Below are 25,348 nucleotides of genomic sequence, written 5' to 3' on the forward strand. Positions count from 1 at the left end.
GGTCAAATTTGCAGGCCGATTGACACGCGCGAGCCGGCATCCGTCACGCTCGACATCGATGATACCTGCGATGTCGTCCACGGCCATCAGCAGCTCTCGCTGTTCAACGCTCATTATGACGAACGCTGCTTCCTGCCGATCCACGTCTACGACACGGAGAAGAGCCGGCCCGTGGCGGTCGTGTTGCGGCCCGGCAAGACGCCGGGCGGCGTCGAGGTGCGTGCCCATCTGCGCCGCCTGATACGGCATATCCGGACGCGGTGGCACAACACGCGAATTACGTTCCGTGGCGACGGGCACTATGCCCGGCCGGAGGCAATGGCGTGGTGCGAGACCAACGGCATCGACTACATCTTCGGTCTGTCCGGCACCAAGCCGCTCGCCAGAAAACTCGACGAGGCCGCCGACGACATCCGCACGCGACGCGCCATCGAGAACCTGCCGGTTCTGCGTGGCTATACCGAGACGCGCCACAAGGCCAAGTCCTGGGATCGCGAACGGCGTACCGTCGCCCGTATTGAGGCGACGATGCTCGGCCTCGACATCCGTTTCGTCGTCACCAGCCTCGATGTCGGCTCGGCCGAGTGGATCTACGACAGCCTGTATTGCGCGCGCGGCCAAGCCGAGAATCTGATCAAGCTGCATAAGACACAGCTCGCCTCCGATCGCACCAGCTGCCGTTCGGCGCTCGCCAATCAAGTCCGCCTCGTTCTCCACACCGCCGCTTATTGGCTGATGCTGACCGTGCGCGACGCGATTCCCAAAGCCCGGGAATTGGCCACAGCCGAGTTCGCGACGCTGCGTCTTCGTCTCTTGAAACTCGCTGCCCGTGTCGTCGAGACCACGAGCCGCATTCGCCTTGCGTTTGCCGCGGCATGTCCCGAAGCCGACCTGATCCGCGGCTTGCCAGGCGCGCTGCTGCCGCTCGGTCCTTGACCGGCGGGGCGTCCGCCCCCCGTTCGCCCAACCCATCCCTCAAGCGCGTTGCAAAGTACGGGTCGTCAGGCGGTGAAAAGCCGAAGGCAATCCCGCGCGCCTCGTCAGAGCAGATGTGCGGCCACATCAATCGGACTAAAAAAAGCACTCTCACGAATAGGACGGGCTAGTATCGCAGGCTGGTGCATAGGCACTCTCTTGTTATTGCTCCGCCGCTGACCAGGCACGGCCTCAGCCGCAAAGGCGGCCTGCCATGAGAACTATCTCGCGGCCTCGAAAGCCTTGGGGCCCAAGGTTTGGCGGACCTGGCATCGCGGCATTTTCGTCCACACAATTACGCCCTGCCCCAATCAAGACCCGAGTTCCGGCGGAGAGGGTCGGTAGTATCGCGGCAGGCGCCCTTCGATGACCGGGATGAAGCGCAGCCACGGTGTAACGCCACGGCCCGTGCCCTCACTGTGCGGAACGTTGACACGGGAGAGCTTGGTCGGTTTGCAGCTTCCGCTATCAATTTGCAGGAACGGTGCGGGGCGGGCGGCGTTCCTCACGGATGACCGAACCACTTCCCCCGCTTATGGAAAGCTCGCTTCAAATCGCTTGGGACTTTCTCGGCGGTCTCGACGAGATTGACGATGCTCAGCGAACCGCCGAATTCCTCCTCGGGAGCATCAAGTCCCAGATGCTGAAGGCGAGAGAAGGAGGCTTGTGCTATCGAACCGCGCGATCGACAGTTTCCGTCGGCGGCAAGCGGCCACCAGTAGCGTCGGCACCAGCAAATCAAACCCTTCTATTTTGGAGGCGCGACCGTCGTTTTTGTCGATCCGTCCGGCGCCGGCTGCATCCCTGGCGGACTTTGACCCTGGGGACTTTCCGGCGGGGCTCCGCCTGTGCCGGTGTTGATTGGCCCAGTCCAACCTTGGGGCTGCAATTGACCTTTGTCTTCGGGCGCCGAGCGCCCGGTTGGCGTATTGACATCCCCCTTTGTAGCGGGCTGCGCCGTCGCTAATCCACAGGACAGCACAAGGCATATCGATGCTAATCGGGCTCGCACTGAAACCTCCATCTTCTTGCTGAGCAAACAAGCTGATATGCACCTCAGTTCCTGCGATGGCGCCAAATGTCAGATTGACAGCCGATGCACCCGATCCTTGAAAAAGTCGCTTCTTTGAAATTCATTAACTTTTGAACGGTCGCGATATGGGCAACCATCGCAAGACCGATCCGAAAACGCTTACCCGGCGGGCTTTTCTTCCGGCTCTTTCGGCTCGTCCCGGTTTTCAGCTGTCCGCTCCTTATCCCCGGGCTTCTTCCCAGCCATGTTGCCGGGATTGAAATGATACTTGCCATCCGGATTTTCGCCGGGCTGCTTCTTATTGGGGTTTTTGTTACTTCCGTCCGTCATATCGCGCGTCCTTCGAAGAGAGGTGGCGTGCCGTGGCACCGGAGCGTCCTGAAGGAGCAACAGGAGGCTTCCCGTTTAGTTCCGGTGAGGTAGCCCCGAACACACATTTCGTTCCCATACAAGATTCACTCGCCCCCAAAATGTCCTGATCGAAGGTGCCGCACCGCGGTGCTGTTATCGGACGTCCAAATTAGCACCAGGGCTCCAAATCGCGTCGTTTTTTCGGAACGACACGAAGCAGCAAACCTTTCCGCCGCTGGCACTGGACAGCGACCTCTTGGAGATAAACTCGACGAAGGTCCGTCACTATTGGACGGCGAATTCGCCGCGCCCTGAAGTCCAACGCGTGCGATGCTCACGGAACTTTCCTGACGCCGCAAGGGCGACACACTTACGTGAATCTTTGGCACGCTTCGGCGTCTTCCAGCCGTCGGGCGGATCGAATCCTGCGCCGCCCATTGGGAACGTCTCATCCTAGGAGCCCGTCCAGATATGTTTTCGTGACGGGCATTTGTTGTAGAGTAGCAGGCTCAGGCTGCGTTTGCGAGGTTGAACAGCTTGAGGAGGTTATGGACGGTGCAGATCATTGTCCACTCGGCGCGCACTTTCTCGATGCCCCGCAACAGGAACTGGCGGAAGCCTCTTGCCTGTTTGATCTGCCCGAACACCGGCTCCACCACTTGCTTTCGCAATCGGTAGGGTGTTTCGAAGCCGCCATCGTCGATCTTCTTTCGCATGGCCTGTGTCAGCGGGCCGCCGACTTTTCCGTTCGCTACTGTCGGGTGCTTGGCGCGTCCGGGCGCGACATAGCCATCGATGCTGCGTGTGTCGAGCGCTTCGAGATTGGCTTCGCTGCAGTAGCCGGAATCCGCTGAGGCCTGCCGCGGCTTGCGGCCAAGATTGCTCTCGATGGCCTCGATCAGGGGCACCAACTGGCCCTGATCGCTGCCGTGCTGGGTCAGTTCTTGCGCGACAATGATCTGGGCATGTGCATCGACGGCCGCCTGGGCATTATAGGCCTGAACGAAGCCATCCTTCGACTTCATGATGCGGCTTTCCGGATCGGTGAAGTTGCGTTGCGCCTTGGGATTGGGTTCCTCCGATGGCAGCGCCGCCGGTTTGCCCGGCTTCTTGCGGCCTTCGGCCTGGCGCTGCTGTTCCTTTTCGGCCTCGATGCGGCGCTCTTCCTCCGCCGCCAGTTTGGCGTCCGCTTCCAGCGCCGCCATCGCTTGCTGGATCTTCGCCAGCCGTTTCTGCTTGTCGACGGTCCAGTCCGGCAGTTCGTCGCTGTTGCCGAAAGTATCATCCTCCGAGGCATCCGCCGCCTCGGCGGCCGCCAGCATGCGAGCGACCTCGGCCTTCAATTCCGCCTCGCGCTTCTTCATGCGCTCATAACTCATCGCCTTGTGTTTCGACGCGTTCGCCTTGATCTTCGTACCATCCAGCGCGACATGACCGAGCTTGACCAGCCCGGCCGTCTCGCACAACTTCAGAACCTGCACGAATAGCGCGCCGAGCGCCTTCAAATGTCGCTTGCGAAAGTCGCTGATCGTCCGAAAATCCGGCGCATCCAGCGCCACGATCATCACAAAATCGTTCCGCTCCCGGCAGGCCTTGGCAATCCGACGCGACGAATACAGCCCACTCGCATAGCTATGCAGCAGCAGCGCCACCATCATCCGCGGATCAAACGGCGGCTGCCCAAGCCCGCTCACATAGCTGCCCATGATCTCCCTGAGATCGAGGCTCTCCCGCACCAGATCAACCATAAACCGCGAGACATGGCCTTTCGGCACGAAGTCCTGCACATTCGGCGGCAGAAGCAGCGTCTGATCGATGTTCCAAGGCCGAAAATACTTGCTCATCGCCCAATGTTGAATCAGACCCGACCAGATTTGAACAGCGACTATCCAGACAAGCTCCTAGAGCGAATTGGGTCCAAGACCGGCGTGTCCGCCTCGGTCACGTCGGCCCGAGACGCCCCGTCCCTCGCGGGGCTCTCCTTTCCTGGAGATGTCATGCAGCGGATCGAAGCAATCATAAATCTGACGCCTTCGCAGGTTTTATCGGTGTGGCGAGCTTTGCAAAACCCTGAACAGAGCCGTTGACGGATTGCGAAACCGGCTCACGATGCTGCACCGATGGATCCGACGCGAGCTCGTGGCGTTTGCTTAAAAGGGACGACTTCAAACCTACATCGTTGGCGAACGAAACCACTTCACCTTCCAATGCCGACCTTCACACTGCCGTCGGAATAACATTGCCTCGGATTCATCTAGTGTGGCTGCGGATGCTTGAGAAAGAAACGCAGCATCTCCTTCGTTGCGTCCGGTCCCTCTGGATCCGTGTAAGACCCTGCCGGACTACCGCCGGACCAGGCGTGGCCCGCACCGTGGATATTCCAGTGCTCCAGGAACTCAATTTCGCCCTCGGCGTGGATCGTGCGGGTATACTTATGCCCGCCAGGTATCTGCCCGCGGCGCACCTTCTTTTGCGTCTTTGTGCTTCCGACCGCTTGTTCGACAGCCTGGGCCCCGTTGATGGGATGCACGATGGTGTCGCTGTCGCCGTGGAAAATAATGGCGGGGAGCGTCGGCCCGTCCGGAATGGCGCGGCTGCCGGGTCCGCCCCCCTTGACGCATGGCGGCGAACGCCGAGGGCATGTCGTCGGCGGCTCCGTAGGCGAGACCGGAATGGATTCCAACCGCCGCGTACAGATCGCTGTAGATGGCGCCCAGGACCGCCGCAGCGGCGCCTCCGGCTGAGAGTCCGGCGACGAAGATGCGCTTGGGATCGACCGAGTAGTCCTGCATGACTTGGCGGGTGATGCCCGCGATCAGCGAGGGCTCGCCTTTGTCACGGCTCTGGTCGTCCGGGCGAAACCAGTTCCAGCATTTGGACGGATTGGCGCTGCTAGGCTGCGCCGGATAGACCACCAGACACGTTTGTTCTTCTGCGATGAAGTTCATCCTGGTGCCGGCGGCGAAATCGTCCGGCGATTGGGTGCAGCCATGGAGCATCACCACCAGCGGAAGCGGCTGCCCCTGATGGTAACCGCTGGGAATGAAGAGCTTGTAGGTCCGGCTTCCGGCCTTGTCGCTGTAGGAGCCGTCGATGAACTTCGTTCCTTCCGGCGCGATGTCAGTCATCGAAGTGGGCGCATTCTTCACGCCCTGCAGGCCGAGCCAGGTGCCGTCCTTCGCTCGATTGAACAAGGATCGACGCCGACGTGCCGCGTCAGAGGCAGAGGGCGCCTCTATCGGTGTTGCGCGGTCGGCGTTGCTGACGCCGTTGGCCTTGAGGTCGATGGTGTCCGACGCGCGGCCCGGAAGACTCATGGGGCTTGGGGCCGGCGATGCCGCCGCTGGAGCGGCTCGCCGCGCAGCATCCGCTGCAGCAGCGCCGTGGCTTCCGTCAGTTGTCCCGCGCGGGTCAACCGGGTGGCTTCGCGGAGCGCGTCTCGGTTCAACATCGGCTTCACCTCGTTCTGTCGGCAAGAGCGGCCTTGACCGCGGGACTGGCATGGAGGGCTCCGAGCACGGAAACCGAAGCGATGGTAGCGCGGGCGAGATCGGCCGTGACGTCCTGCGCGATGGTGGCAAGACCGAGGACGTTGATGTGCAGCATCTCGCCGGCTCGCCGCGCCGCTTCGAGATCCGCGCGTGTGTAATTCCGCAGACCGAGGTCCAGGCCTTTGCGGGCCGTGGACTGCTTGACTACGTCAGCATGTCGCTCGAGCTGATTGCGGATCGCCGTCCGGATGAAGTCCGTACGATTCGAATAGAAACCATCCGTCACCATCAGGTCGATGTGGCCGAGGTCGACATATCCAAGATTGATAGTGATTTTCTCGGATTCCGGAGGCTTCGGCCTGAGTTCAAGCACAGAGGGCATGTGTTTTCCATCCGCAGGACATCTGCTTGGATGGTATATGGAGGCGCCTGAACAAGACGCAAGGGCAGCACGGTGGAACTTTAGCCCGTCTTATTCGTCAGAGTGCGCCTGAGAGGCTGGCGAGCGTGGTGTAAAGCGCTGATGCGGCGTAGGATTCGATTGCGAAGCCAACCCCATCACCTCAACCGCGAACGCCACGCCCGCCATGACCGACGATACGATTCTGCCCTTCTCGTTTCCAGCCGTTCACGCCAAGAAAGTCACAGCTGCCTTCGATGGCGGTCGGCTGACCTCGAACGGGGGCGTGATGCTTCTGGCGATGGCCGAGCGGCGTCTCGGCTTGGCCGACAATTTGGCCCGGGTGTTCCCGGATCGGCGCGATCCGACGCGGGTCGTGCACAGCCTTGTCGATATGTTCCGCGCGCGCATGTTCGCGATCTGCTGCGGCTACGAGGACGCCGACGACCTCGATCATCTGCGGTCCGATCCCGCATTCAAGCTGGCCTGCGGACGGCTGCCGGACACGGGTCGCGATCTGTGTTCCCAACCGACGCTGTCGCGGCTGGAGAATGCTCCGCGCCTGCGCGACGTGATCCGACTGACCTACACTTTGGTCGACGCATGGATGGATAGCTACCCGCGCGAGCCGGCATCCGTCACGCTCGACATCGATGATACCTGCGATGTCGTCCACGGCCATCAGCAGCTCTCGCTGTTCAACGCTCATTATGACGAACGCTGCTTCCTGCCGATCCACGTCTACGACACGGAGAAGAGCCGGCCCGTGGCGGTCGTGTTGCGGCCCGGCAAGACGCCGGGCGGCGTCGAGGTGCGTGCCCATCTGCGCCGCCTGATACGGCATATCCGGACGCGGTGGCACAACACGCGAATTACGTTCCGTGGCGACGGGCACTATGCCCGGCCGGAGGCAATGGCGTGGTGCGAGACCAACGGCATCGACTACATCTTCGGTCTGTCCGGCACCAAGCCGCTCGCCAGAAAAGTCGACGAGGCCGCCGACGACATCCGCACGCGACGCGCCATCGAGAACCTGCCGGTTCTGCGTGGCTATACCGAGACGCGCCACAAGGCCAAGTCCTGGGATCGCGAACGGCGTACCGTCGCCCGTATTGAGGCGACGATGCTCGGCCTCGACATCCGTTTCGTCGTCACCAGCCTCGATGTCGGCTCGGCCGAGTGGATCTACGACAGCCTGTATTGCGCGCGCGGCCAAGCCGAGAATCTGATCAAGCTGCATAAGACACAGCTCGCCTCCGATCGCACCAGCTGCCGTTCGGCGCTCGCCAATCAAGTCCGCCTCGTTCTCCACACCGCCGCTTATTGGCTGATGCTGACCGTGCGCGACGCGATTCCCAAAGCCCGGGAATTGGCCACAGCCGAGTTCGCGACGCTGCGTCTTCGTCTCTTGAAACTCGCTGCCCGTGTGGTCGAGACCACGAGCCGCATTCGCCTTGCGTTTGCCGCGGCCTGTCCCGAAGCCGACCTGATCCGCGGCTTGCCAGGCGCGCTGCTGCCGCTCGGTCCTTGACCGGCGGGGCGTCCGCCCCCCGTTCGCCCAACCTACACCTCAAGCGCGTTGCAAAGTACCGGTCGTCAGGCGGTGAAAAGCCGAAGGCAATCCCGCGCGCCTCGTCAGAGCAGATGTGCGGCCACATCAATCGGACTAAAAAAACGCACTCTCACGAATAGGACGGGCTAATTCCTCCAAACCCACCGTTTCCTCGACCACCGCGGTGATCGTCTTCGGCCTCGATCCGACCGGAAAGCCGAAGGCCGGCCGATTTCCGGGGAAGGATGCCACCTTGGCCAGAAAGGCCGCCCTCGCGCTGAAATTGACTGTCTGCAAGGTCAATCGGCCAAGGCTGGTCGAGCTCGTCACCCGGATCCCGCTCGGCCGGCTCCACGCCCAGGGAAGGGCTTTCCTGCCGTTCATCAGGCCGGACCTATATCAAGAGCTGGCGGCCGCGGCGAACCCCTCTATGGCCGCCGCAGCAAAGCTTGGCCCGAACGTATCGATGGCGCCGGAAGCCAAACCGCCAAAGGACCGGACCAGCATCGCCGCGGGTGACCTGGTTCTCTGCAGCGAAGGCGTCGAAGAGGGCTATTGGGAGGCAATTGTCACCGAACGGGATGGCGACAATCTGGTCTGCCGGTTCAGAGACTACCCTCGCCTTCCGCTCTTCAAGTGCACCGTCCAAGCCGTCGCCTTGATGCACGGCGGCTAGGACTTGGCCATCGAGGTGGCTCCGCACTCCGGGCCACCGCCCCTTTCCTTCATTGAAATATCAGCAGGAGACCCAACCATGTCTAGCGACAAGGCGCGGATTCGCGCGCTCAATGATGACCTCCGACAGCACTTGCTTGGTGGTGGCGCTGTCATGACGCCTGGTATTGCAGCCCTAGGCCCTGAGGCGATTCAACGGCTCGTTCAAACCATCGCAACGTTCGATGACTTTTGTACTGAGAATGACCCTCACAGCGAACACGATTTTGGTGCCTTTGATTTCGATGGCGTCAGGGTCTTCTTCAAGATCGACTACTACGACAAGACCCTCAAGAACGGCTCACCCGATCCGGCCGATCCGAGCGTCACCGAGAGGGTGATCACCCTCATGTTGGCCGAAGAGTATTAGCCAGGATTGGACTTGGAGAGTGCTTCAACCACTGTTTTCGTAGCCACCAACCCACCTATCGAGGCTCCGCTATGGAGCCTCTCTTTATTCCAGAGGAGAGCGTTCATGTCGACGACACCCACAAAGCCCAAAGCGAAAACCCCTGTCGCCAAAACCGTCATTCTGTTCGGACTGGATAAGGACCGTAAGCCGCGTGCGGCGCGGTTCACCGGTGAGAACGAGGCGCTATTGGCGCGAGCAGCGGCAACGATGGGCCTGCGGCTAGCGGTACCAGCCTCTAAAAAGCACTTCGAGATCGTGAACAAGCTTCCGGCAGGCCGGATTCATGCGAGCGGTACTGGTCTCGTGCCCGCTGTCGATCAACAACTTTATGATCAGATCAACTCGCTAGTGGGAGGCGATCCCGGTACGATTTCAACATCACTGCCAAAATCTTTGGCTCAGCTCGCGCCTGGTCATCTCGTCCTCGCGCAAGCCACTGTCGATGATGGTTGGTGGCCTGCGATCATCGCGAAGCGAACCAATGATACGCTGACACTGAAGTGGCGCGACTACCCCAGCGAACCTGAGATCGTACGACCGGTCAGGTCGGTCGCATTGCTGACCATCGATTGAAATCTTTCTTCTTCTCCTCCTTTCGTGGCTCAGGTCGGTAACACGGCCTGAGCCGTTTGTTGAATTCGCCTCCGGCACCGGGATCCCTCAGATCAGCGACCGTCCAACTGATAAGGAAAGACAACTTTCCTTATCAGTCGCGACTTTGGCGCTTACAACGAGCTCGCAACCCCGTCATTTGACCAGTTTTCCAGCCAAAGTCTCCAGGACATAGTCTTCTGAAGAATCCTTACCTGTTTGAAGTCCGTGCTTCTTAATTCTTGCGACGAGACATTCAAGTTGCTCAACGGCCTGCTTCGCGCTCAACTCAGGGCCAAAGATGACGACCATCTCGCTGTGACGCTCATCGTCTCTGAGATGTCGCCGTTCGATGCCCTTTCGCCGCAGATCCTGGCGAAACGCGCGCACGTCCTGGGGCTTCGATTCAAGCAAAGTGTTGAGCTCGTAGTCGCATTGAATTGAAAGACACTCCTTGTCTCTAACGGCATACACAACTGAGCTGGCTCCGGTTGTCTGAACAGATTTTCCGCGTCGATAAGTGGAGCCTCTGCCATGGTTAGGCTGCCAAGCGGAGTGGCAGCGGGTTGAAGTAGGCTTGATCGGGGGTGACGCCGTCAAGGCTCGAATGCGGGCGCCGACCGTTGTAGAAGTCGAGGTATCGGCCGATCGACGCGAGGGCCTCGCTGACGCTGTCATAGGCCCGCAGATACACCTCCTCGTATTTGACGCTGCGCCATAGCCGTTCGACAAACACGTTGTCCCGCCAGGCTCCCTTGCCGTCCATGCTGATCGCAATGCCGTTGTCGGCGAGCACGCCGTTAAAAGCCTGTCCGGTGAACTGCGAGCCCTGATCCGTATTGAAGACGTCCGGCTTGCCGTGACGAGCCAGGGCATCCTGAAGCGTCGCGACACAGAACGCCGCCTCCATGGTGATCGATACGCGCCACGACAGCACGCGGCGGCTGAACCAGTCGAGCACAACCGCCAGATAGACGAAGCCTCGCGCCATCGGGATGTAGGTGATGTCCATCGCCCACACCTGGTTCGGCCGCGTGATCTCCATCCCGCGCAGCAGGTACGGGTAGATCTTGTGGCCCGGCTCGGGCTTTGTCGTGCGTGGACGGCGATAGAGCGCTTCTATCCCCATCCGCCGCATCAACGTCTTCACATGCCGACGGCCGATCTTGCACCCATCGGCAGCCAGCAGCCCTCGCAACATGCGAGAGCCGGCAAAAGGGAACTCCAGATGCAGCCGGTCGAGGCGCTGCATGATCGCAAGGTCGGCGTCCGGCACCGGCCGCGGCAGGTAGTACACGCTGCCGCGGCTGATGTTCAAAGCCTCCGCCTGCCTGGTGATCGACAGCTCGTGCTCACGGTCGATCATCGCTTTGCGCTCAGCAATCCCGCCTTGGTGAGCGCTCCTTCTAAAAAACTATGCGCGGCGATGCGCTCCCCCTGTGGGATAGAAACGGACCGGCGCTAGATTGCCGACCGGGAGGGAGCGGCCGATACGATTTTGGTGGCACGTGACCCCGTTAAAAAACCTGGTCCATGGGTTGTCGCGCACTTGAGAGTGGTGACGCCATCCGGCGATCCCGTTTAGGAATCTGACGTATAGCGCAGCCCAGCCCTTCCGCCGCCGTCAGCAGGAGGATTAGAGATGAACCCCAAAAGATCGAAGTCGAGGAACGGAGGTAAGATGCAGATGGTGCACCCGGACGCGGCTGCCATCGACGTCGGAGCGACTATGCACATGGCTGCCGTGAGGGCAGATCGCGCACCGGAGCCAGTCCGCAGCTTCGGTACCTTCACGGCTGATCTGCATCGGCTAGTCGACTGGTTTACTGAATGCGGCGTCGAGACTGTCGTCATGGAATCGACCAGCGTCTACTGGATTCCGATCTTCGAGCTTCTCGATGCCCGGGGATTTAACGTGTTTCTTGTCAACGCGCGCGATGCCAAGCACGTGCCGGGGCGCAAGACCGATGTCAGCGATGCGCAATGGCTGCAGCGGCTCCATTCATTCGGGTTGCTGCGGGCCAGCTTTCGGCCCAAAGGGCAGATTGCCGAGCTGCGAGCCTACGTGCGTCAGCGCGAGCGTCTGCTGGAGTACGCGGCCTCACACATCCAGCATATGCAGAAGGCCTTGACGGAGATGAATCTTCAGCTGCACCACGTCGTCACCGACATCACCGGCGTGACCGGCCTGCGTATCATACGGGCGATCCTTGCCGGCGAGCGCGATCCTGAGGCGCTGGCGTGCTTGCGCCATTATAGTTGCCGCTCCAGCGCCGAGACGATCGCGAAGGCGCTCACCGGAAGCTACCGCGCCGAGCATCTGTTTGCGCTCGAGCAGGCACTTGCGCTTTACGACGCCTACCACGAGAAGGCATCTGCCTGCGACGCCCGAATTGAAGCCGTGTTGAAGGAACTGAGCTTCCATCGGGGGCATGGCCACGGATCAGCGCCGCGGGTCTCGCGGCGTCGGAATCGAACCGATCAGGCGAACGCTCCAGCTTTCGATGTCCGCGAGGCGCTGTTCGCGTTGCTCGGAAAGGACCTCACCGCGATCGACGGCCTCGGTCCTTACCTCTCGCTGAAGCTGATCGCTGAATGCGGCGACGACCTCTCCTCGTGGCCAAGTGCAAAGCATTTTACCTCCTGGCTGGGACTGGCGCCGAGCAACAAGGTCTCCGGCGGCAAAATGCTCTCGTCCCGAACGCGCCGATCCGGCGGCCGAGCGGCGGCACTTCTGCGCCTTGCTGCCGTGACCGTGGGTCGTACAGACACTGCGCTCGGCGCCTTTTATAGACGGCTCTCAGCGCGCATCGGCAAGGCCAAGGCCGTGACCGCCACGGCCCGGAAGATCGCAGTTCTGTTCTACAATGCTGTGCGATACGGAATGGACTATGTCGATCCCGGGGCCTCGTCCTACGAGACGCGTTACCGGACGCGAGTGGTCAACAATTTGCATCGGCGTGCCAAGGCATTCGGCTTTGTTCTCCATCCCTTGGAGCCGAAAGTAGATGCTGCCGTTTCTTAGGAATCGTTCTCCAGCGTCAGTTCGCCGATCTTGGCGTGCAGCGACTTCACGTCGATGGCTGCTTGCTCCGCTCCGGAGCCGCCGCCGGGACCGAACGCATCGGCGGCCTTGCTTTCAAGCTGAGCCTTCCACGCCGTGATCTGATTGGGGTGGACGTCGAACTGCTCGGCAAGCTGAGCCAGCGTTCGATCGCCCTTCACGGCGGCGAGCGCCACCTTCGCCTTGAAGGCCGGTGTGTGGTTCCGGCGTGTTCTTCTGCTCATTGTCGCTCCTGATTCGCAGGCACAGCGTGCCCGCTGTCAGGCAGAAACTCCACTTATCGCCCTGTGCAGAATTCCGGGGCCGGCTCTCAACCCCGGTGCCGTGGAAGTCCTCGCCGTTCCAGAACCGAGATGTACCCGCCTCGTAATCTACCTTGACTATCGATCTTCCCTCGTCATCTGTCTCAGCGCGTTCGATTGGATCGGGTCTATCTTTGGCCGTGTGCTTCATTTCATTCTCCAACTCTGTTGACAACGCGGCATTCACTTGCCGCATCGTCCATTTACAAGTCTTGAAATGGCCTCCTGCCGACCGCTCCGCCCGTTCTGGCGGGCGGCAATTGCGCTTCACGGTCGCCTAAGAACTGACCGAGCTTTGTGCAGATATTCCGGATTGCTCAACTTCCCTTATCAGTCGGTCAATTGGTCGCCGCTCGCGCCTTTACGTCATGAGAGTGAACCTCCTCCGAATTGATGGACACCTGTAGTAGGCTCGAAGAGCCAGGAGAGGTGTTGGATGGAAGGACGTCAGCGTAGGTCGTTTACGGACGACTATAAGCGGCAAGCGGTCGATCTGGTCGCTTCGAGTGGCCGCTCGATCGGATCGGTGGCCAAGGAACTTGGCCTGCGCGATTCAGTTTTGCGGCGCTGGGTGGAACTACGTGGAACTGGGCGAGAGCCGACGGCTGCGGCGCGGCGCCCCACAACGCAAGCGACGCTGCCGTCGGCGGACCACGCGGCGGAGATCGCTCGTCTGCAGCGAGAGAACGAGCGGCTGCGCATGGAGCGCGACATTTTAAAAAAGTCGATCGCGATCTTTGCTGGGGTGCATGTTTCGCGGGATCGTGAGCATGGATTTCAGGGGATCGTGAGCAGAGATTTCAGACGATCGTGAGCACGGATTTCGCGGGATCGTGAGCAGCTTTTCAGCGGCTCAGCCCGCTTCGGCCGACAACTCAACCGGCTTAGGAACTGCCTCGTCAGTGAACGAGGAAGGCCGATGCCCACCCAGAGATTGTCGATGCGCCGGATCAAAGAGGTTCTCCGCTTAAAACATGTTCAAGGCTTGCCGGAGCGAGCCATCGCGCGCACCCTGGGCATCAGCAACGGAGCCGTGCACAGCTATCTGCGCCGAGCCGGGGCTGCCGGACTGAACTGGCCGTTGCCGGTCGGAATGACCGACGAAGACCTGGAGCTGCTGCTTTTCCCTGCGCCGAGGCCTGCGTCACAGAGCCCACAGCGGCCCGTTCCCGACTGGGGCTATGTCGACAAGGAGCTGCGCCGGCGCAACGTGACCCGCCGGCTGCTGTGGGACGAGTATCGCGCCAGCCATCCCGATGGATTCGGCTACACATGGTTCTGCACGACCTACGAGGCCTGGAAGGGGCGAGCCCGGCCTTCGATGCGGCAGACCCATCTGGGCGGCGAGAAGGTTTTCGTGGATTTCGCCGGCGACACCATCGACGTCATCGCCCCCTCAAGTGGGGAAGTGCAGTCGATGAAGCTGTTCGTCGCAGCGATGGGCGCCTCCAACTATACCTACGCCGAGGCCTGCCCAAGCGAGGGGCTCGCCGACTGGATCCGGGTCCACATCAACCTTTTCGCCTTCCTCGGCGGCGCGCCGACATTCGTGGTCTGCGACAATCTCAAGGCCGCCGTCACCAATCCCGACCGCCACGATCCTGGCCTCAACCGAACCTATGCCGAGATGGCGAGCCATTACGGCACGGCCATTCTCGCAGCCCGGCCGCGGCGCCCAAAAGATAAGGCAAAGGTCGAAGTTGCGGTGCAAGTCGCCCAGAGATGGATTTTGGCGCGGCTGCGCAACCAACGCTTCTTTTCGTTGGCGGAGCTGAACGCAGCCATCAAAATACTCGTCGTCGAACTCAATGCCCGGCAGATGCGCGACTTTGGCGCCAGCCGCGCCGAACTGTTCTCCGAACTCGACAAGCCCAAGCTCACAAAGCTGCCGGATCAGGCTTACGCTTTCGCGCGCTGGAAGCGATGCCGGGTCGGCCCCGACTATCATATCGAGATCGATGGACACTGGTATTCCACGCCATATCGGCTCATCCGTGAGCTTGTCGATGCCCGCATCGACGACAGGACGGTCGAGATCTTCCACAACGGCCGCAGGATCGCCAGCCACGCCCGCGCGCCCAACCGGCGGGGCCACACCACCACCGCCGACCACATGCCCAGCGCCCATCGGCGCTACGGCCAATGGACGCCCGCCGGAGTGATCGCCGCCGGCGAGCGGATCGGTCCGTCGACCGCCGCCTTCTTCCAGGCCGTGATCGCGGCCCGGCCGCATCCCGAGCAAGGCTTTCGCACCTGCCTCGGCATTCTGTCGCTGGCCAAAAGCTACAGCGCCGAGCGCGTCGACGCGGCCTGCCGGCGCGGCATTCTGATCAAGGCGCGATCCGTCGCCTCGATCCGCTCCATCCTCCAGAACGGCCTGGATCGCACCTTTCTCGACGAGCCCTCCGAACCCCAACCCCTGCGCCACGGCAACATCCGCGGCCGGGATTATTTCCACTGAAGCCAAGGAGACCTGTATGCTCACCCATCCCACCCACGAACGCCTGATCGAGCTCGGCTTGAGCGGCATGGCCAAGGCCTTCGAGGAGCAGCGACGATCACCTGATCTCGAAGCCTTGCCGTTCGAAGATCGCATCGGCCTGCTGGTCGACCGGGAAGCCGCGGAACGCGACACCAGGCGGCTCACTACGCGCCTCAAGCTGGCCGCGCTCCGCCAGAATGCTTGCTTGGAGGACGTCGATTTGCGCACGCCGCGGGGTATCGACCGGGCCGTCTTCGCCAAGCTGGTCAGCGGCGACTGGATCGATCGCCACGAGAATTTGCTCATAACCGGAGCGACCGGATTGGGCAAAAGTTGGTTAGCCTGTGCCCTCGGCCACAAGGCCTGCCGCGACAATCGCTCGGTTCTCTATCATCGCGTCCCAAGATTGTTCGAAGCGTTGGCACTCGCGCGGGGGGATGGACGTTATGCCCGCTTGCTCAAAACCCTTGGCCGCGCCCAGCTTCTGATTTTGGACGATTGGGGATTGTCAGTGCTCACCGCTGCCGAACGGCGCGATCTACTGGAAGTCCTTGAGGACCGCCATGGCCGCGCCTCCACCATCGTAACCAGCCAACTCCCTGTGGACACATGGCACGAAGTTATCGGAGACCCAACCTACGCCGACGCTGTCCTCGATCGCCTCGTCCATAACGCTCACCGCCTCCAGCTTGCCGGCGAAAGCATGCGAAAACGCAACGCCAGAACCATCACCCTTGACGAGCAGCCAGAACGCTGACTCTATCACCGCCTCGGCCGGAGCGGGCTGCTCACGATCGTCTGAATTCGCCGCTCATGATCGCGCGAAATCGCTGCTCACCATCACTGAAATATGCACTGGGGGGCCGAAATGAGATTCCGCTTCATCGAAGATCGCCGCGCCGACTATCCTGTGACGATCCTGTGCGACGTGCTCGGTGTCTCGCCGGCCGGCTATTATGCTTGGCGCTCCCGGCCGGAGAGCCAGCGATCGGTCGCCAACCGTGAGCTTGTCGACGACATCAAGCGCGTCCATCGCGAGACAAACGGACGCTACGGCAGCCCGCGTATCCATGTCGAATTGAAGGCCCAGGGCCGCGGGGCGAGCCGTGGCCGCATCGAGCGGCTGATGCGCCATCACGGTATCACGGCCATCATGGCACGGCCTCGCCGGGTGCGGACGACCGATAGCCGTCACGACCTCCCGATCGCGGCGAACCTGCTCGAGCGCAACTTCACCGCCACTGCGCCGAACCGGATCTGGCTCGCCGATATCACCTACATCGAGACCGATCAGGGTTGGCTCTATCTGGCCACCGTCATGGATTTGTACAGCCGCAGGATCGTCGGCTGGGCGATGGCGGATCATTTGCGTGCCGAGCTGCCGCTGGCAGCCTTGCGGATGGCCGTCTCAGCGCAGCGGCCTGGCGCCGGTCTGATCCATCATTCCGATCGCGGCGTCCAATACGCATCGGCGGAATACCGCAAGGTCGTGCAATCTGCCGGCTTGAGGGCATCGATGAGCCGCAAGGCCGACTGCTATGACAATGCTCCAATGGAGAGCTTCTTTCACACGCTCAAAATCGAGCTCGTCTACCACACTCACTATGCAACACGCGCAGAGGCCACACGTGATATCTTTGCTTACATTGAAGGCTTCTACAATCGAACTCGTCGTCACTCCGCCATCGGCTATGTCAGTCCGATCGAGATGGAGCTAAAAGCAGCTTAACCTTGTCCATTTTTTCGGGGGAAGATCAGAGAGAAAAACGGGCGCGGAACGCGGGGCTTGCGTCAGCGCAGCTAAGTATCTTGCGTCGATCCGCTCATTCTAAATCTTCGTTGAAGCTATCGAGTCTATCAAATTCCTTCCAGGCGGGTTCGGGTCGCTTCCTTCAATCTCCCTACTACACCCCCGAGGATGTTTTCGTCCCAACGTACTAGGTTTTCCAGAACACAACTTCTGACGGTGCTGGTTGTCACCTCGCCATCGCTGCCGATCAAGTCTTCAATAATTTGGTCTTCCAGGTTACGCAGTGCGAACACTGTGTGCCAAACATACTTGAGGTCTTGACTGTCACTAAAGTGTTTGATCACCGCTTCATATCCAGATTCCCGCAACGCTCTCTTCGCCTTTCCATATTTCTTAGCTCGTATTTTTTGGTATCCGTCCGAGGGCGGCCGTCTTGCGAGTTTTTCCGATCTGTAGCTGACTGTCCTTATGGACGTACATAAGGACAGTGCGGTGCTGAGCCGCATGGATTTGGTGGAGACCGGTCGGCGGCGACGCTGGACGCGTGCGGAGAAGCTCAGAATCGTAGAGGAGAGCTTCTCGGGGCCACGACTGGTGTCGGCGACGGCTCGCCGGTATGGGATATCACGTCAGCTTCTGCTGAGCTGGCGCAAGGCTTGGACCTGTCATGATCCGGCCGAAGAGGATTCGATCGGCCCGACATTCGTCCCTGCGATAGTTGCGGCAAGTACGCCGCCAACGACGGAAGCTGTCGAGACAGGTCAGATCGAAATCGTGAGCCCTCAGGGGCTGCGCGTGGTCTTCGGCCCCGGTGCGGATATCGAGGCGGTCGTTCGAATTGCTCGGGGCCTGGCGCGCCGATGATCCCGATCCCGACGGGCGTGCGGGTGTGGCTGGCGACGGGCCATACCGACATGCGGTGCGGCTTTCCGAGCCTGGCTCTGCGCGTGCAGGAAGTGCTCAAGCGCGACGCCATGGGCGGCGGTCTTTTCTGCTTCCGGGGCAAACGCGGTGATCTATTGAAGGTCATTTGGCACGATGGCCAGGGCGCCTGCTTGTTCACCAAAAGACTCGAGAGAGGCAGGTTCATCTGGCCATCGGTTGCTGGTGAATCGGTAACGATCTCTCCGGCGCAGTTGAGCTATCTGTTGTCCGGGATCGATTGGCGCAACCCTCAAGAAACCCAGCGTCCGACGCGGGTCGGATAGTCGTTTTACGGTTTGAATCTGCTGCTCGATCTGATTCAATGGCTCCATGATATCGAAGCCGGATGATCTTCCATCGGACCTTGTCAGTGCCCTGGCGGCGCTGCAGGCCGAGCGTGAGGCGCGACAGAAAGCCGAGGCGAAGGCCGCCAACTGGCAGGCGCAAGCCGCGAATGCGCAGGCGAAACTGTCGGATACCGAGGCGCTGATCGCTCATCTCGAGTTGCGCATCGAGAAGCTGAAACGCGAACTGCACGGGCAGCGATCCGAGCGCTCGGCACGGCTGCTCGAGCAGTTGGAGTTGGAGCTCGAAGAACTCGTCACCACGGCGAGCGAGGATGAGCTTGCCGCACAGGCCGCAGCGGCGAAGACGCAGAACGTCCGCCCCTTCATGCGCAAGCGGCCGGTGCGCAAGCCATGGCCTGACGATATCGAACGCGAGCGCGTCGTCATTGAGACTCCAACGACCTGCGCCTGCTGCGGTGGATCGCGGCTGGCGAAGATCGGTGAGGATGTGACCAAGACGCTGGAGGAGATCCCGCGCCGCTTCAAGCTGATCGAGACGGTACGCGAGAAGTTCACCTGCCGCGATTGCGAGAAGATCAGCCAGCCGCCCGCGCCGTTCCATGCCACGCCGCGCGGCTTCATCGGCCCACAATTGCTGGCGACGATCCTGTTCGACAAGTTCGGCATGCATATCCCGCTCAACCGCCAGAGTGCGCGCTTTAAGGCCGAGGGGATCGACCTGCCGTTGTCGACGCTGGCCGACCAGGTCGGCCACGGGACCTTCGCCGTCATGCCGCTCTTCCACTTGATCGAACGCCACGTGCTCGCTGCCGAGCGCCTTCATGGCGACGACACCACCATCCGTATTCTGGCGAAGGGCAAGTGCACGACCGGGCGGATCTGGACTTATGTGCGGGATGACCGGCCGTTCGCCGGGCCTGCGCCGCCGGCAGCGGTCTATTACGCCTCGAGCGACCGACGAGGCGAGCATCCACAGAGACATCTGGCCGCCTTCGCCGGCATCTTGCAGGCGGATTGCTACAGCGGCTTCGAGCCGCTGTTCGACCCGCAGAAGAAGGCGCTGCCGATTACGCCGGCGTTTTGCGTGGCCCATGCGCGGCGGGGCTTCTTCGAGCTGGCTGATATCGAGAAAAATGCTCGGGAAGGCAAGAAAGGCAAACCGGTCTCCCCGATCGCGCTGGAGGCTGTCAGACGCCTCGATACGTTGTTCGAGATCGAGCGCGCCATCAACGGCCGCGGTGCCGGCGAGCGGCGTGCCGCTCGCCAGGAACAGAGTAAGTCACTTCTCGAGGACATGCATGCCTGGCTGCTCCGCGAGCGCGAAACCCTCTCGCGTTCCTCCGAGGTCCTGAAGCCGATTAACTACATGCTCAGGCGCTGGGACGGCTTCGCCCGCTTCCTCGACGACGGCAGGATCTGCTTGACCAACAATTGCGCTGAGCGCGCATTGAGAGGCATCGCCTTGGGAAGGCGCAACTGGACCTTCGCCGGCAGCCAACGCGGCGCCGACCGTGCCGCCATCATGCTGACGATGATCACGACCTGTCGCCTCAACGACGTCGATCCCAAGGCCTGGCTCGCCGACGTCCTGGCCCGTATCGCCGATCATCCCGCATCGCGTCTGCACGAGCTCTTGCCCTGGGAATGGAAGCTCCTGCGCCAGGCCGACAAGCCAGCCAATCAGCAGGCCGCCTGACCTTCACCCTTCACCCAATGCCATCATAGACCTCGCCGTGCCCGCGCGCATGCGTCAATCAGGCGGCCTCCGTCGTATGCGTACATTTTTTGCGCCGCTGTCAATTCAACGTTCTTGATGTTCGACACGAGTAGCTCCCATTGCTGATGTTGCGTGTCGCCGGATGCGATCACGGACATCATTTACAAGATTGATTTTCGGGAATGGACTGGACTGCATGAGATTGCGCCAACAAGACAATCAGCATGCTCGTTGGCGCTCGGAGTTCTCGATTGGCTTGGGTTGCCACACCTTCATTGTGGCGGCTTAGGCTATCAATGCGGGTTGTGTCACGCAATTGCGAAACCCTGAGGCACCATGCCTTGTCAAATCGCATCCAAGTGCGACCCCTTTTCGCGTCCAAGAATGACCCCTCTGACGGAGCCAAGACCGGCGTCGCGGAGCCCCACGTAGCGGAGGAGAGCCGGTCTTGGCGGGCCGCGAGTGGCGAGCAGGAGGTTATGCGCGGTTCTTGAAGCGCCAGCTGTCGTTGCCAGTCTCGATGATGTCGCAGTGGTGGGTCAGCCGATCGAGCATGGCGGTTGTCATTTTCGCGTCACCGAACACGTCGAAGTACCCCTATTCTCGAGCGGGTCGTGTCTCACGTTACGATCACTGACCCGCATCATTTTCTTTTTGGGCACCGGGTTGAGGTGCTGAAGGAGCGGTCGGGGCGCGGTCCCGCCTATGTCGTTGTCGCGCTGCCGGACGGCCGGCCGCGGGCGGTTCGCATCGCGTCGACCGATCTTGCCGAGACAATAACTTCTGGTCCGAACGCCGCCGATCTGCCGCGCATCAGCGCACGTACGCTGATCCCATTGATGCAACATTTGAGCGCGAGTCTGAGCCTTCTTGACGAGAAGGTGATTCGCGATGACCCACCGACCGCTTCCAGGTCGCGTTGCGTATCGACCCATGCCGACGTTGGCAAATCCACCCGGCCGTCCGACGGACGACATTCCGCGCCTGTGGCCGAATCTGTCGACCGCGACGCAAACCCAGATCGCTCAAATCCTCGCCACGCTGCTCCGGCGGATGCAAGCGGTTCCCGGCACGCCCGGAAGGGGACTGGGTCGTGCTGATCAGCTTGAACGTCGCTGACGAGCGGCTCACGACTGCGCACCGAGCCAAGTTGGCCTATGTCTACGTACGGCAGTCATCCGTGAACCAGGTGCGCCAGCATCAGGAGAGCACGGAGCTGCAGTACCGCCTCGTCGATCGCGCCATCGGTCTGGGCTGGCCGCCGGAGCGCGTCCAGGTCATTGACGAGGATCTGGGCAAATCCGGTGCTGGCGGTGTGGATCGTCATGGCTTCCAGAAGCTCATTGCCGAGATCGGTCCTTGCCGGTTCGACCGCTGCTTGGACCATCTCCACATGAGATCGTCTGGCGGGCGCCAGATAGTGCACGCGTCCTTAGCGTCCTTCAAAATCCGGCCTATGCTGGGGCGTACGTTTATGGCCGACGGCAAAAGGATCCGAGCCGATGCCGGCCGGGATCGCTGACGGGAACGGTCAAGGTGGCGATCGCCGACTGGGCGGTTTGCCTCCGCTCTGCTCACCCGGGTTATATCAGCTGGGAGGAGTTCATGGCCAACCAGCGGCGACTGGCAGATAACGTCGCCCACTTTGAGGCAGGACACGCTGGCGTGCCACGCAAGGGGGCAGCCCTGTTACAAGGAATTGCGGTCTGCGGTCGTTGTGGACGGCGCATGAGCATGCGCTACACGGGCCCGAATGCCGACTATCCGGTCTATTGCTGCCGGTCGGATCGGGATCAGGAAGGCAGTGCACTGTGCCAGGAAGTCCGGGCCTTAGCGGTTGATGCCTTGGTCCAACGGGTAGTCCTCGACGCCCTGGTGCCGGATCAGATTGAGATCGCACTCGCAGCCGCGGGCCAACTGGAGCAGGAGAGCCGTCAGCTCGAGCGCCAGTGGGCGCTTCGCGTGGAGCGCGCCCGCTACGAGGCCGAGCGCGCTCGGCGCCAGTATGACGCCGTAGAGCCCGAGAACCGTCTTGTGGCGCGCTCACTTGAGCGGGCTTGGGAAGAGAGGCTGCGTGTCGCAGAGGCGGTCGAGCAGGAGCATGCGCGTTGGCGCGGGCAAGAGCCGCTTCTGATTGGCCCGGCGGAATGCGCAGGGCTACAAGCGCTCGGCGAGAACCTGCCGCGGATTTGGAACGCGGCCACCACGTCGGCAGCCGATCGCAAGCGCATTCTGCGATTTGTGATCCGCGAAGTCGTTCTTGATCAGAAGCGGACCCGAGGTCAGGTGTGGCTCAAGATCGTCTGGCAGACCGGTGCAACCAGCGAGCATCACGTGCAACGGCGCGTTCACACCTACCGCAATTACATCGACATTGATCGGTTGCGGCAACGGATCGTCGAGCTGAATGCTGAACAAAAAATGGATGCCGAGATCGCGGCAATACTCAATCAAGAAGGCTTCGTCGCGGCCCGAGGCTGCGCCTTCAAAGGCGAGAATGTCTGGCTGTTGCGCACCCGCTGGGGCATTCCCACCGTCAAGATCAACGGCGTGGACAAGAATCCCAGGCGCTGGCCCGACGGCAGCTTCTCGATTCAGGGGGCAGCGGCTGAGCTTGGATTAACCCCGCAAACAGTTTTCGATTATCTTGCGCGCGGATTGCTGGCAGGTCGTCAGTTAGCCAAAGGTCAGCCATGGCAGATCGAGCTCTCAGACGAACAAATCAGTCAGCTGCGCAATCGGGTACGACGCACCAAGCATTCGAAGAAGGAGGCATCATGAAGTCATCGGCTCGCCGAACACTTGCGGCCAATCGGCGAAGGCGAGGTTGGTGGTGATCAGCAGCGAGGTGTTTTCGTAGAGTTTGCTGATCAGGTGGAACAACAACTGGCCGCCAGGCTGGCTGAACGGCAGATAGCCGAGCTCGTCGATGACGATGAGATCGTAGCGCAACAGCTTCTCGGACAACCGGCCACTACGACCGGCGGCCTTCTCCTGCTCCAGTTGATTGACGAGGTCGACCAGATTGAAGAAGCGTCCTCTGGCGCGGGCGCGAATGACCGCCGAGGCCACGGCGATGCATAGATGGGTTTTGCCAGTGCCGGTGCCGCCGATGAAGATTGCGTTGCGCTTGGCGTCGAGGAAGCCCCCCGGAGGCGAGTTCACGCACCAGTCCTTCATCGACAGGCGTGTCCGCGAAGACGAACTTGTCGATGTCCTTGAGAACCGGGAACTTGGCTCCGCCGATACGATAGCTGATCGAGCGGGCTTGCCGGTGGGTGCGTTCGGCCCGGATCAGGCTGGCGATCAGCGGATAGATCTCATCGCGCCGCGCAAGACCCTTACCGGCAATCTCATCGAAGCTGGCGCGCATGCCGTAAAGCTTGAGTTCGCTCATGGCCTCCAGAATCTCATGGCGTTCCATCAGGCGATCTTCCTTATGCTGTCGTAGCGGTCACAATCGGCCGCGGGTTCGATCTTCAGGCGCAGCGCGTCGGGCGTAATGATGCTGGGCGGCGGCGTGGGCTTTCCAGCGCTGCAAGCGAGACGGCTACGCTTCAAATTGGTATCGTTCTATGATCTCTCGCCCTGCCCTCATTCCCAGCGGCGCCTGGCCACGACGGATGGCTGCAGACATTGCGGCCGCTTACTGCGGTGAAACGACGGTCGAAGCGTTTCTCAAGAGAGTAGGAACAGAGTATCCTATGCCCCGTGTCTGTGAAGGGAGGCGTCGACTGTGGCTGAGAGACGATCTGGACGCGGCAATCCTTCCGCCGGAGTTAGTCCGAGCAACCGACATCGCCGCGGATTTGTGAACGTGGAACTGCCCCGCCACGTCATCCCAAAGAAATTGGCCTCCGGAAGGACGGCCTTCTATTACAATGTGCCCACGCGCTACCGGAAGGCCGGCTGCCCGGTGCAGAACGAGCCGCTGGGCACCGACTATGCCAAGGCCTGCGGCGGAGATGGCCGCGCTGCGACCCTCAACGGCCTGTTCGACGAGTGGATGGACGCTCGAAAAGGGCTCCCCGTGTCTAAGGAGGCTGCTCCGCGAATCGGAACCATCGATTGGCTCTTCCGAGAGTATAGGCAGAGTCGCGCCTATCTCGAGAAGGTCAAACTACGATCGCGTCGGAATTACGAATGGAATATGCGCGAGATTTGCGACACGCTCACCAAGCGAGGCGATCGCGTCGGCGGCCGGCCGATCAAGTCCGTCTCGCCATTGGGCGCGGACAAGCTGTACGACGCTTTCGTTAAGGGCGGGAAAGGCAACCGGCTACGGACCGCTGAAAAGATGGTCGTGCTGTGCCGGAAAGCCTGGCGGGTCGTGCATCGGCTTCATCCCGCTGAGTTTCCATCTGATGTTCCGAATCCCTGGCTGGGCGTCACCATGGCGACCCGGGTCAAGCTAGTGAAGCATGCGGTCACGCGCGAGCAGGCCTACAAGTTCGCGCACGGCTGCATAGAGCGCGGAGAGCCGGAATGCGGGGCCGCCGCGGTCATCTGTTTTGAGTGGCTGCAGCGCCCGGAAAACGTGATCGGCGGCCACGTCAAATGGACGGGTTACCGGACCGGCCCGAAGCCGACGATTCGGATCGAACATCACAAGACCGGCGCCGTGATCGACCATCCTCTGGAGGAGCATCTACCTTCCGGCGAGATTGTTAGATTCTATGAGGAGGCCGAGGGGGTGCTGGCCAAGCTGGCGCGCCGCGGCGTCCCCATGATCCTGCGAAGTGTCGAGGACGGGGTCTCCAAGCCATACTCGTTCTCCGGCATGCAGAAGATCGTGCAGCGCATGAGGAAAGAGATCGGTTTGCCGGAAGAGTTCACCCTGGATGCCTGCCGGCACGGGGGCATGACCGAGCTCGAGGAGGCGGAACTTACCGAAGGACAGGGCCGCGCGCTGTCGGCCCACCGCACCCGGGAAAGCTACGCCGGGTATGCCAAGCGGACCGAGGCCCGGATGCTGTCGGCGACTCGGAAGCGCCACGCCCACATGCTGGCGAACCAAACGGCAACAGATGTTCAGAATGCAACAGCGGCCGGCGTTCAGAACACAGAACGAGAATCATCAAAAATCGCATGAAAAATCAATGCGATAAAGTGGCTGGGGCGGGAGGGATCGAACCTCCGAATGGCGGAATCAAAATCCGCTGCCTTACCGCTTGGCTACGCCCCAACGCGCCGATCGAAGGCCTCGCCGGTCTATAGAGTGAGGGCGCGCATTTCAACAGGGCGGCGATCGAAAAGGCAGGAAAGCCGCAGGATGGCGCTCT

The 25,348-nt window shown here is 61.3% G+C and carries 20 protein-coding genes, 1 tRNA gene and 8 pseudogenes; 15 read left to right on the plus strand and 14 right to left on the minus strand.

Annotated features, from left to right (window positions below):
- Positions 1 to 30 precede the first annotated feature (30 nt).
- Positions 31 to 936, plus strand: a pseudogene (locus HAP54_RS47800) (IS1380-like element ISBdi2 family transposase); the annotation flags it as partial.
- Between the two features lie 1,231 nt (positions 937 to 2,167).
- Here HAP54_RS47800 and HAP54_RS47805 read toward each other — a convergent pair.
- The 5 genes and pseudogenes from HAP54_RS47805 to HAP54_RS47825 form a co-directional block, all read right to left on the minus strand.
- On the minus strand, positions 2,168 to 2,338 hold the full coding sequence (locus HAP54_RS47805; RefSeq protein WP_166298188.1) for a hypothetical protein: 171 nt from the start codon (positions 2,336 to 2,338) through the stop codon (positions 2,168 to 2,170).
- 530 nt (positions 2,339 to 2,868) lie between these two features.
- Positions 2,869 to 4,203 carry an IS1182 family transposase gene (locus HAP54_RS47810; protein ID WP_166296518.1) on the minus strand — a complete coding sequence of 445 codons (1,335 nt, stop codon included), beginning with the start codon at positions 4,201 to 4,203 and terminating at the stop codon, positions 2,869 to 2,871.
- 172 nt (positions 4,204 to 4,375) lie between these two features.
- Positions 4,376 to 4,567: a hypothetical protein gene (locus tag HAP54_RS47815; protein ID WP_166298189.1), complete on the minus strand. Its 192-nt coding sequence runs from the start codon at positions 4,565 to 4,567 to the stop codon at positions 4,376 to 4,378.
- 46 nt (positions 4,568 to 4,613) lie between these two features.
- A pseudogene (locus HAP54_RS47820) lies at positions 4,614 to 5,810 on the minus strand (alpha/beta hydrolase family esterase).
- Between the two features lie 5 nt (positions 5,811 to 5,815).
- Entirely contained in the window at positions 5,816 to 6,232 is a 417-nt protein-coding gene (locus tag HAP54_RS47825; protein WP_166298190.1) for a CopG family transcriptional regulator, read from the minus strand.
- Positions 6,233 to 6,437: 205 nt separating this feature from the next.
- Between HAP54_RS47825 and HAP54_RS47830 the strand changes: the two genes are divergently transcribed.
- From HAP54_RS47830 to HAP54_RS47845, 4 genes are all read left to right on the plus strand, one after another.
- Positions 6,438 to 7,781 carry an IS1380-like element ISBdi2 family transposase gene (locus tag HAP54_RS47830; RefSeq protein WP_166297949.1) on the plus strand — a complete coding sequence of 448 codons (1,344 nt, stop codon included), beginning with the start codon at positions 6,438 to 6,440 and terminating at the stop codon, positions 7,779 to 7,781.
- A gap of 205 nt (positions 7,782 to 7,986) precedes the next feature.
- A complete protein-coding gene (locus HAP54_RS47835; protein WP_166298191.1) occupies positions 7,987 to 8,478 on the plus strand; it encodes a hypothetical protein in 492 nt (163 codons plus the stop codon).
- A 78-nt stretch (positions 8,479 to 8,556) separates the two neighbouring features.
- Positions 8,557 to 8,886 (plus strand): DUF3768 domain-containing protein, encoded by a 330-nt coding sequence (locus HAP54_RS47840; protein WP_166213726.1) that lies wholly within the window; start codon positions 8,557 to 8,559, stop codon positions 8,884 to 8,886.
- 105 nt (positions 8,887 to 8,991) lie between these two features.
- Positions 8,992 to 9,501, plus strand: a complete 510-nt coding sequence (locus HAP54_RS47845; RefSeq protein WP_166298192.1) for a hypothetical protein — start codon at positions 8,992 to 8,994, stop codon at positions 9,499 to 9,501.
- Between the two features lie 174 nt (positions 9,502 to 9,675).
- On the opposite strand, the gene HAP54_RS47850 is transcribed toward HAP54_RS47845, so the two are convergent.
- A complete protein-coding gene (locus tag HAP54_RS47850) occupies positions 9,676 to 9,933 on the minus strand; it encodes a hypothetical protein (RefSeq protein ID WP_166298193.1) in 258 nt (85 codons plus the stop codon).
- Positions 9,934 to 10,057: 124 nt separating this feature from the next.
- Positions 10,058 to 10,933, minus strand: a pseudogene (locus tag HAP54_RS47855) (IS3 family transposase); the annotation flags it as partial.
- Positions 10,934 to 11,161: 228 nt separating this feature from the next.
- Between HAP54_RS47855 and HAP54_RS47860 the strand changes: the two are divergent.
- Positions 11,162 to 12,544 carry an IS110 family transposase gene (locus HAP54_RS47860; protein WP_166298319.1) on the plus strand — a complete coding sequence of 461 codons (1,383 nt, stop codon included), beginning with the start codon at positions 11,162 to 11,164 and terminating at the stop codon, positions 12,542 to 12,544.
- A 2-nt stretch (positions 12,545 to 12,546) separates the two neighbouring features.
- On the opposite strand, the pseudogene HAP54_RS47865 reads toward HAP54_RS47860, so the two are convergent.
- Positions 12,547 to 12,807, minus strand: a pseudogene (locus HAP54_RS47865) (transposase); the annotation flags it as partial.
- A gap of 514 nt (positions 12,808 to 13,321) precedes the next feature.
- Here HAP54_RS47865 and HAP54_RS47870 point away from each other — a divergent pair.
- From HAP54_RS47870 to HAP54_RS47885, 4 genes and pseudogenes are all read left to right on the plus strand, one after another.
- Positions 13,322 to 13,618 (plus strand): annotated as a pseudogene (locus tag HAP54_RS47870) (transposase); the annotation flags it as partial.
- Positions 13,619 to 13,804: 186 nt separating this feature from the next.
- Positions 13,805 to 15,346, plus strand: a complete 1,542-nt coding sequence (istA, locus tag HAP54_RS47875) for an IS21 family transposase (RefSeq protein WP_166217180.1) — start codon at positions 13,805 to 13,807, stop codon at positions 15,344 to 15,346.
- A gap of 16 nt (positions 15,347 to 15,362) precedes the next feature.
- Entirely contained in the window at positions 15,363 to 16,124 is a 762-nt protein-coding gene (gene istB / locus HAP54_RS47880; protein WP_029085260.1) for an IS21-like element helper ATPase IstB, read from the plus strand.
- A gap of 105 nt (positions 16,125 to 16,229) precedes the next feature.
- Positions 16,230 to 17,096, plus strand: a pseudogene (locus HAP54_RS47885) (IS3 family transposase); the annotation flags it as partial.
- A 128-nt stretch (positions 17,097 to 17,224) separates the two neighbouring features.
- Here the strand turns inward: HAP54_RS47885 and HAP54_RS47890 are convergent.
- The gene (locus HAP54_RS47890; protein ID WP_166298196.1) at positions 17,225 to 17,461 is read right to left on the minus strand and encodes a hypothetical protein; all 237 of its coding nucleotides are present in this window, start codon (positions 17,459 to 17,461) and stop codon (positions 17,225 to 17,227) included.
- Positions 17,462 to 17,585: 124 nt separating this feature from the next.
- Here HAP54_RS47890 and tnpA point away from each other — a divergent pair, with 124 nt between their 5' ends.
- The 3 genes from tnpA to tnpC are packed head-to-tail and all read left to right on the plus strand — an operon-like array spanning position 17,586 to position 20,045.
- Entirely contained in the window at positions 17,586 to 17,981 is a 396-nt protein-coding gene (tnpA, locus tag HAP54_RS47895) for an IS66-like element accessory protein TnpA (RefSeq protein ID WP_166204038.1), read from the plus strand.
- The gene (gene tnpB, locus HAP54_RS47900; protein ID WP_063676425.1) at positions 17,978 to 18,325 is read left to right on the plus strand and encodes an IS66 family insertion sequence element accessory protein TnpB; all 348 of its coding nucleotides are present in this window, start codon (positions 17,978 to 17,980) and stop codon (positions 18,323 to 18,325) included. Before tnpA ends, tnpB begins: the two co-directional genes overlap by 4 nt.
- A 46-nt stretch (positions 18,326 to 18,371) precedes the next feature.
- Entirely contained in the window at positions 18,372 to 20,045 is a 1,674-nt protein-coding gene (tnpC, locus tag HAP54_RS47905) for an IS66 family transposase (protein WP_166205228.1), read from the plus strand.
- A 498-nt stretch (positions 20,046 to 20,543) separates the two neighbouring features.
- Here the strand turns inward: tnpC and HAP54_RS47910 are convergent.
- Together HAP54_RS47910 and HAP54_RS47915 are read right to left on the minus strand one after the other, a co-directional pair.
- A pseudogene (locus HAP54_RS47910) lies at positions 20,544 to 20,651 on the minus strand (ATP-binding protein); the annotation flags it as partial.
- A gap of 589 nt (positions 20,652 to 21,240) precedes the next feature.
- Positions 21,241 to 21,393: a hypothetical protein gene (locus HAP54_RS47915; RefSeq protein WP_210297442.1), complete on the minus strand. Its 153-nt coding sequence runs from the start codon at positions 21,391 to 21,393 to the stop codon at positions 21,241 to 21,243.
- A 32-nt stretch (positions 21,394 to 21,425) separates the two neighbouring features.
- On the opposite strand from HAP54_RS47915, the gene HAP54_RS47920 reads away from it, so the two are divergent.
- Positions 21,426 to 22,847: a recombinase family protein gene (locus tag HAP54_RS47920; RefSeq protein WP_210297441.1), complete on the plus strand. Its 1,422-nt coding sequence runs from the start codon at positions 21,426 to 21,428 to the stop codon at positions 22,845 to 22,847.
- Here HAP54_RS47920 and HAP54_RS47925 read toward each other — a convergent pair.
- Positions 22,842 to 23,246 carry an ATP-binding protein gene (locus HAP54_RS47925; RefSeq protein WP_283843120.1) on the minus strand — a complete coding sequence of 135 codons (405 nt, stop codon included), beginning with the start codon at positions 23,244 to 23,246 and terminating at the stop codon, positions 22,842 to 22,844. The two genes, HAP54_RS47920 and HAP54_RS47925, sit on opposite strands and share 6 nt — an antisense overlap.
- Positions 23,247 to 23,277: 31 nt before the next feature.
- Positions 23,278 to 23,490 (minus strand): annotated as a pseudogene (locus tag HAP54_RS52695) (ATPase); the annotation flags it as partial.
- Positions 23,491 to 23,883: 393 nt separating this feature from the next.
- Between HAP54_RS52695 and HAP54_RS47935 the strand changes: the two are divergent.
- The gene (locus HAP54_RS47935; RefSeq protein ID WP_166298197.1) at positions 23,884 to 25,158 is read left to right on the plus strand and encodes a hypothetical protein; all 1,275 of its coding nucleotides are present in this window, start codon (positions 23,884 to 23,886) and stop codon (positions 25,156 to 25,158) included.
- A gap of 18 nt (positions 25,159 to 25,176) precedes the next feature.
- On the opposite strand, the gene HAP54_RS47940 is transcribed toward HAP54_RS47935, so the two are convergent.
- Positions 25,177 to 25,251: transfer RNA gene (locus tag HAP54_RS47940), tRNA-Gln, on the minus strand.
- Positions 25,252 to 25,348 lie beyond the last annotated feature (97 nt).

Source organism: Bradyrhizobium sp. 2S1, from assembly GCF_011516625.5.
Taxonomy (GTDB): Bacteria; Pseudomonadota; Alphaproteobacteria; order Rhizobiales; family Xanthobacteraceae; genus Bradyrhizobium; species Bradyrhizobium septentrionale.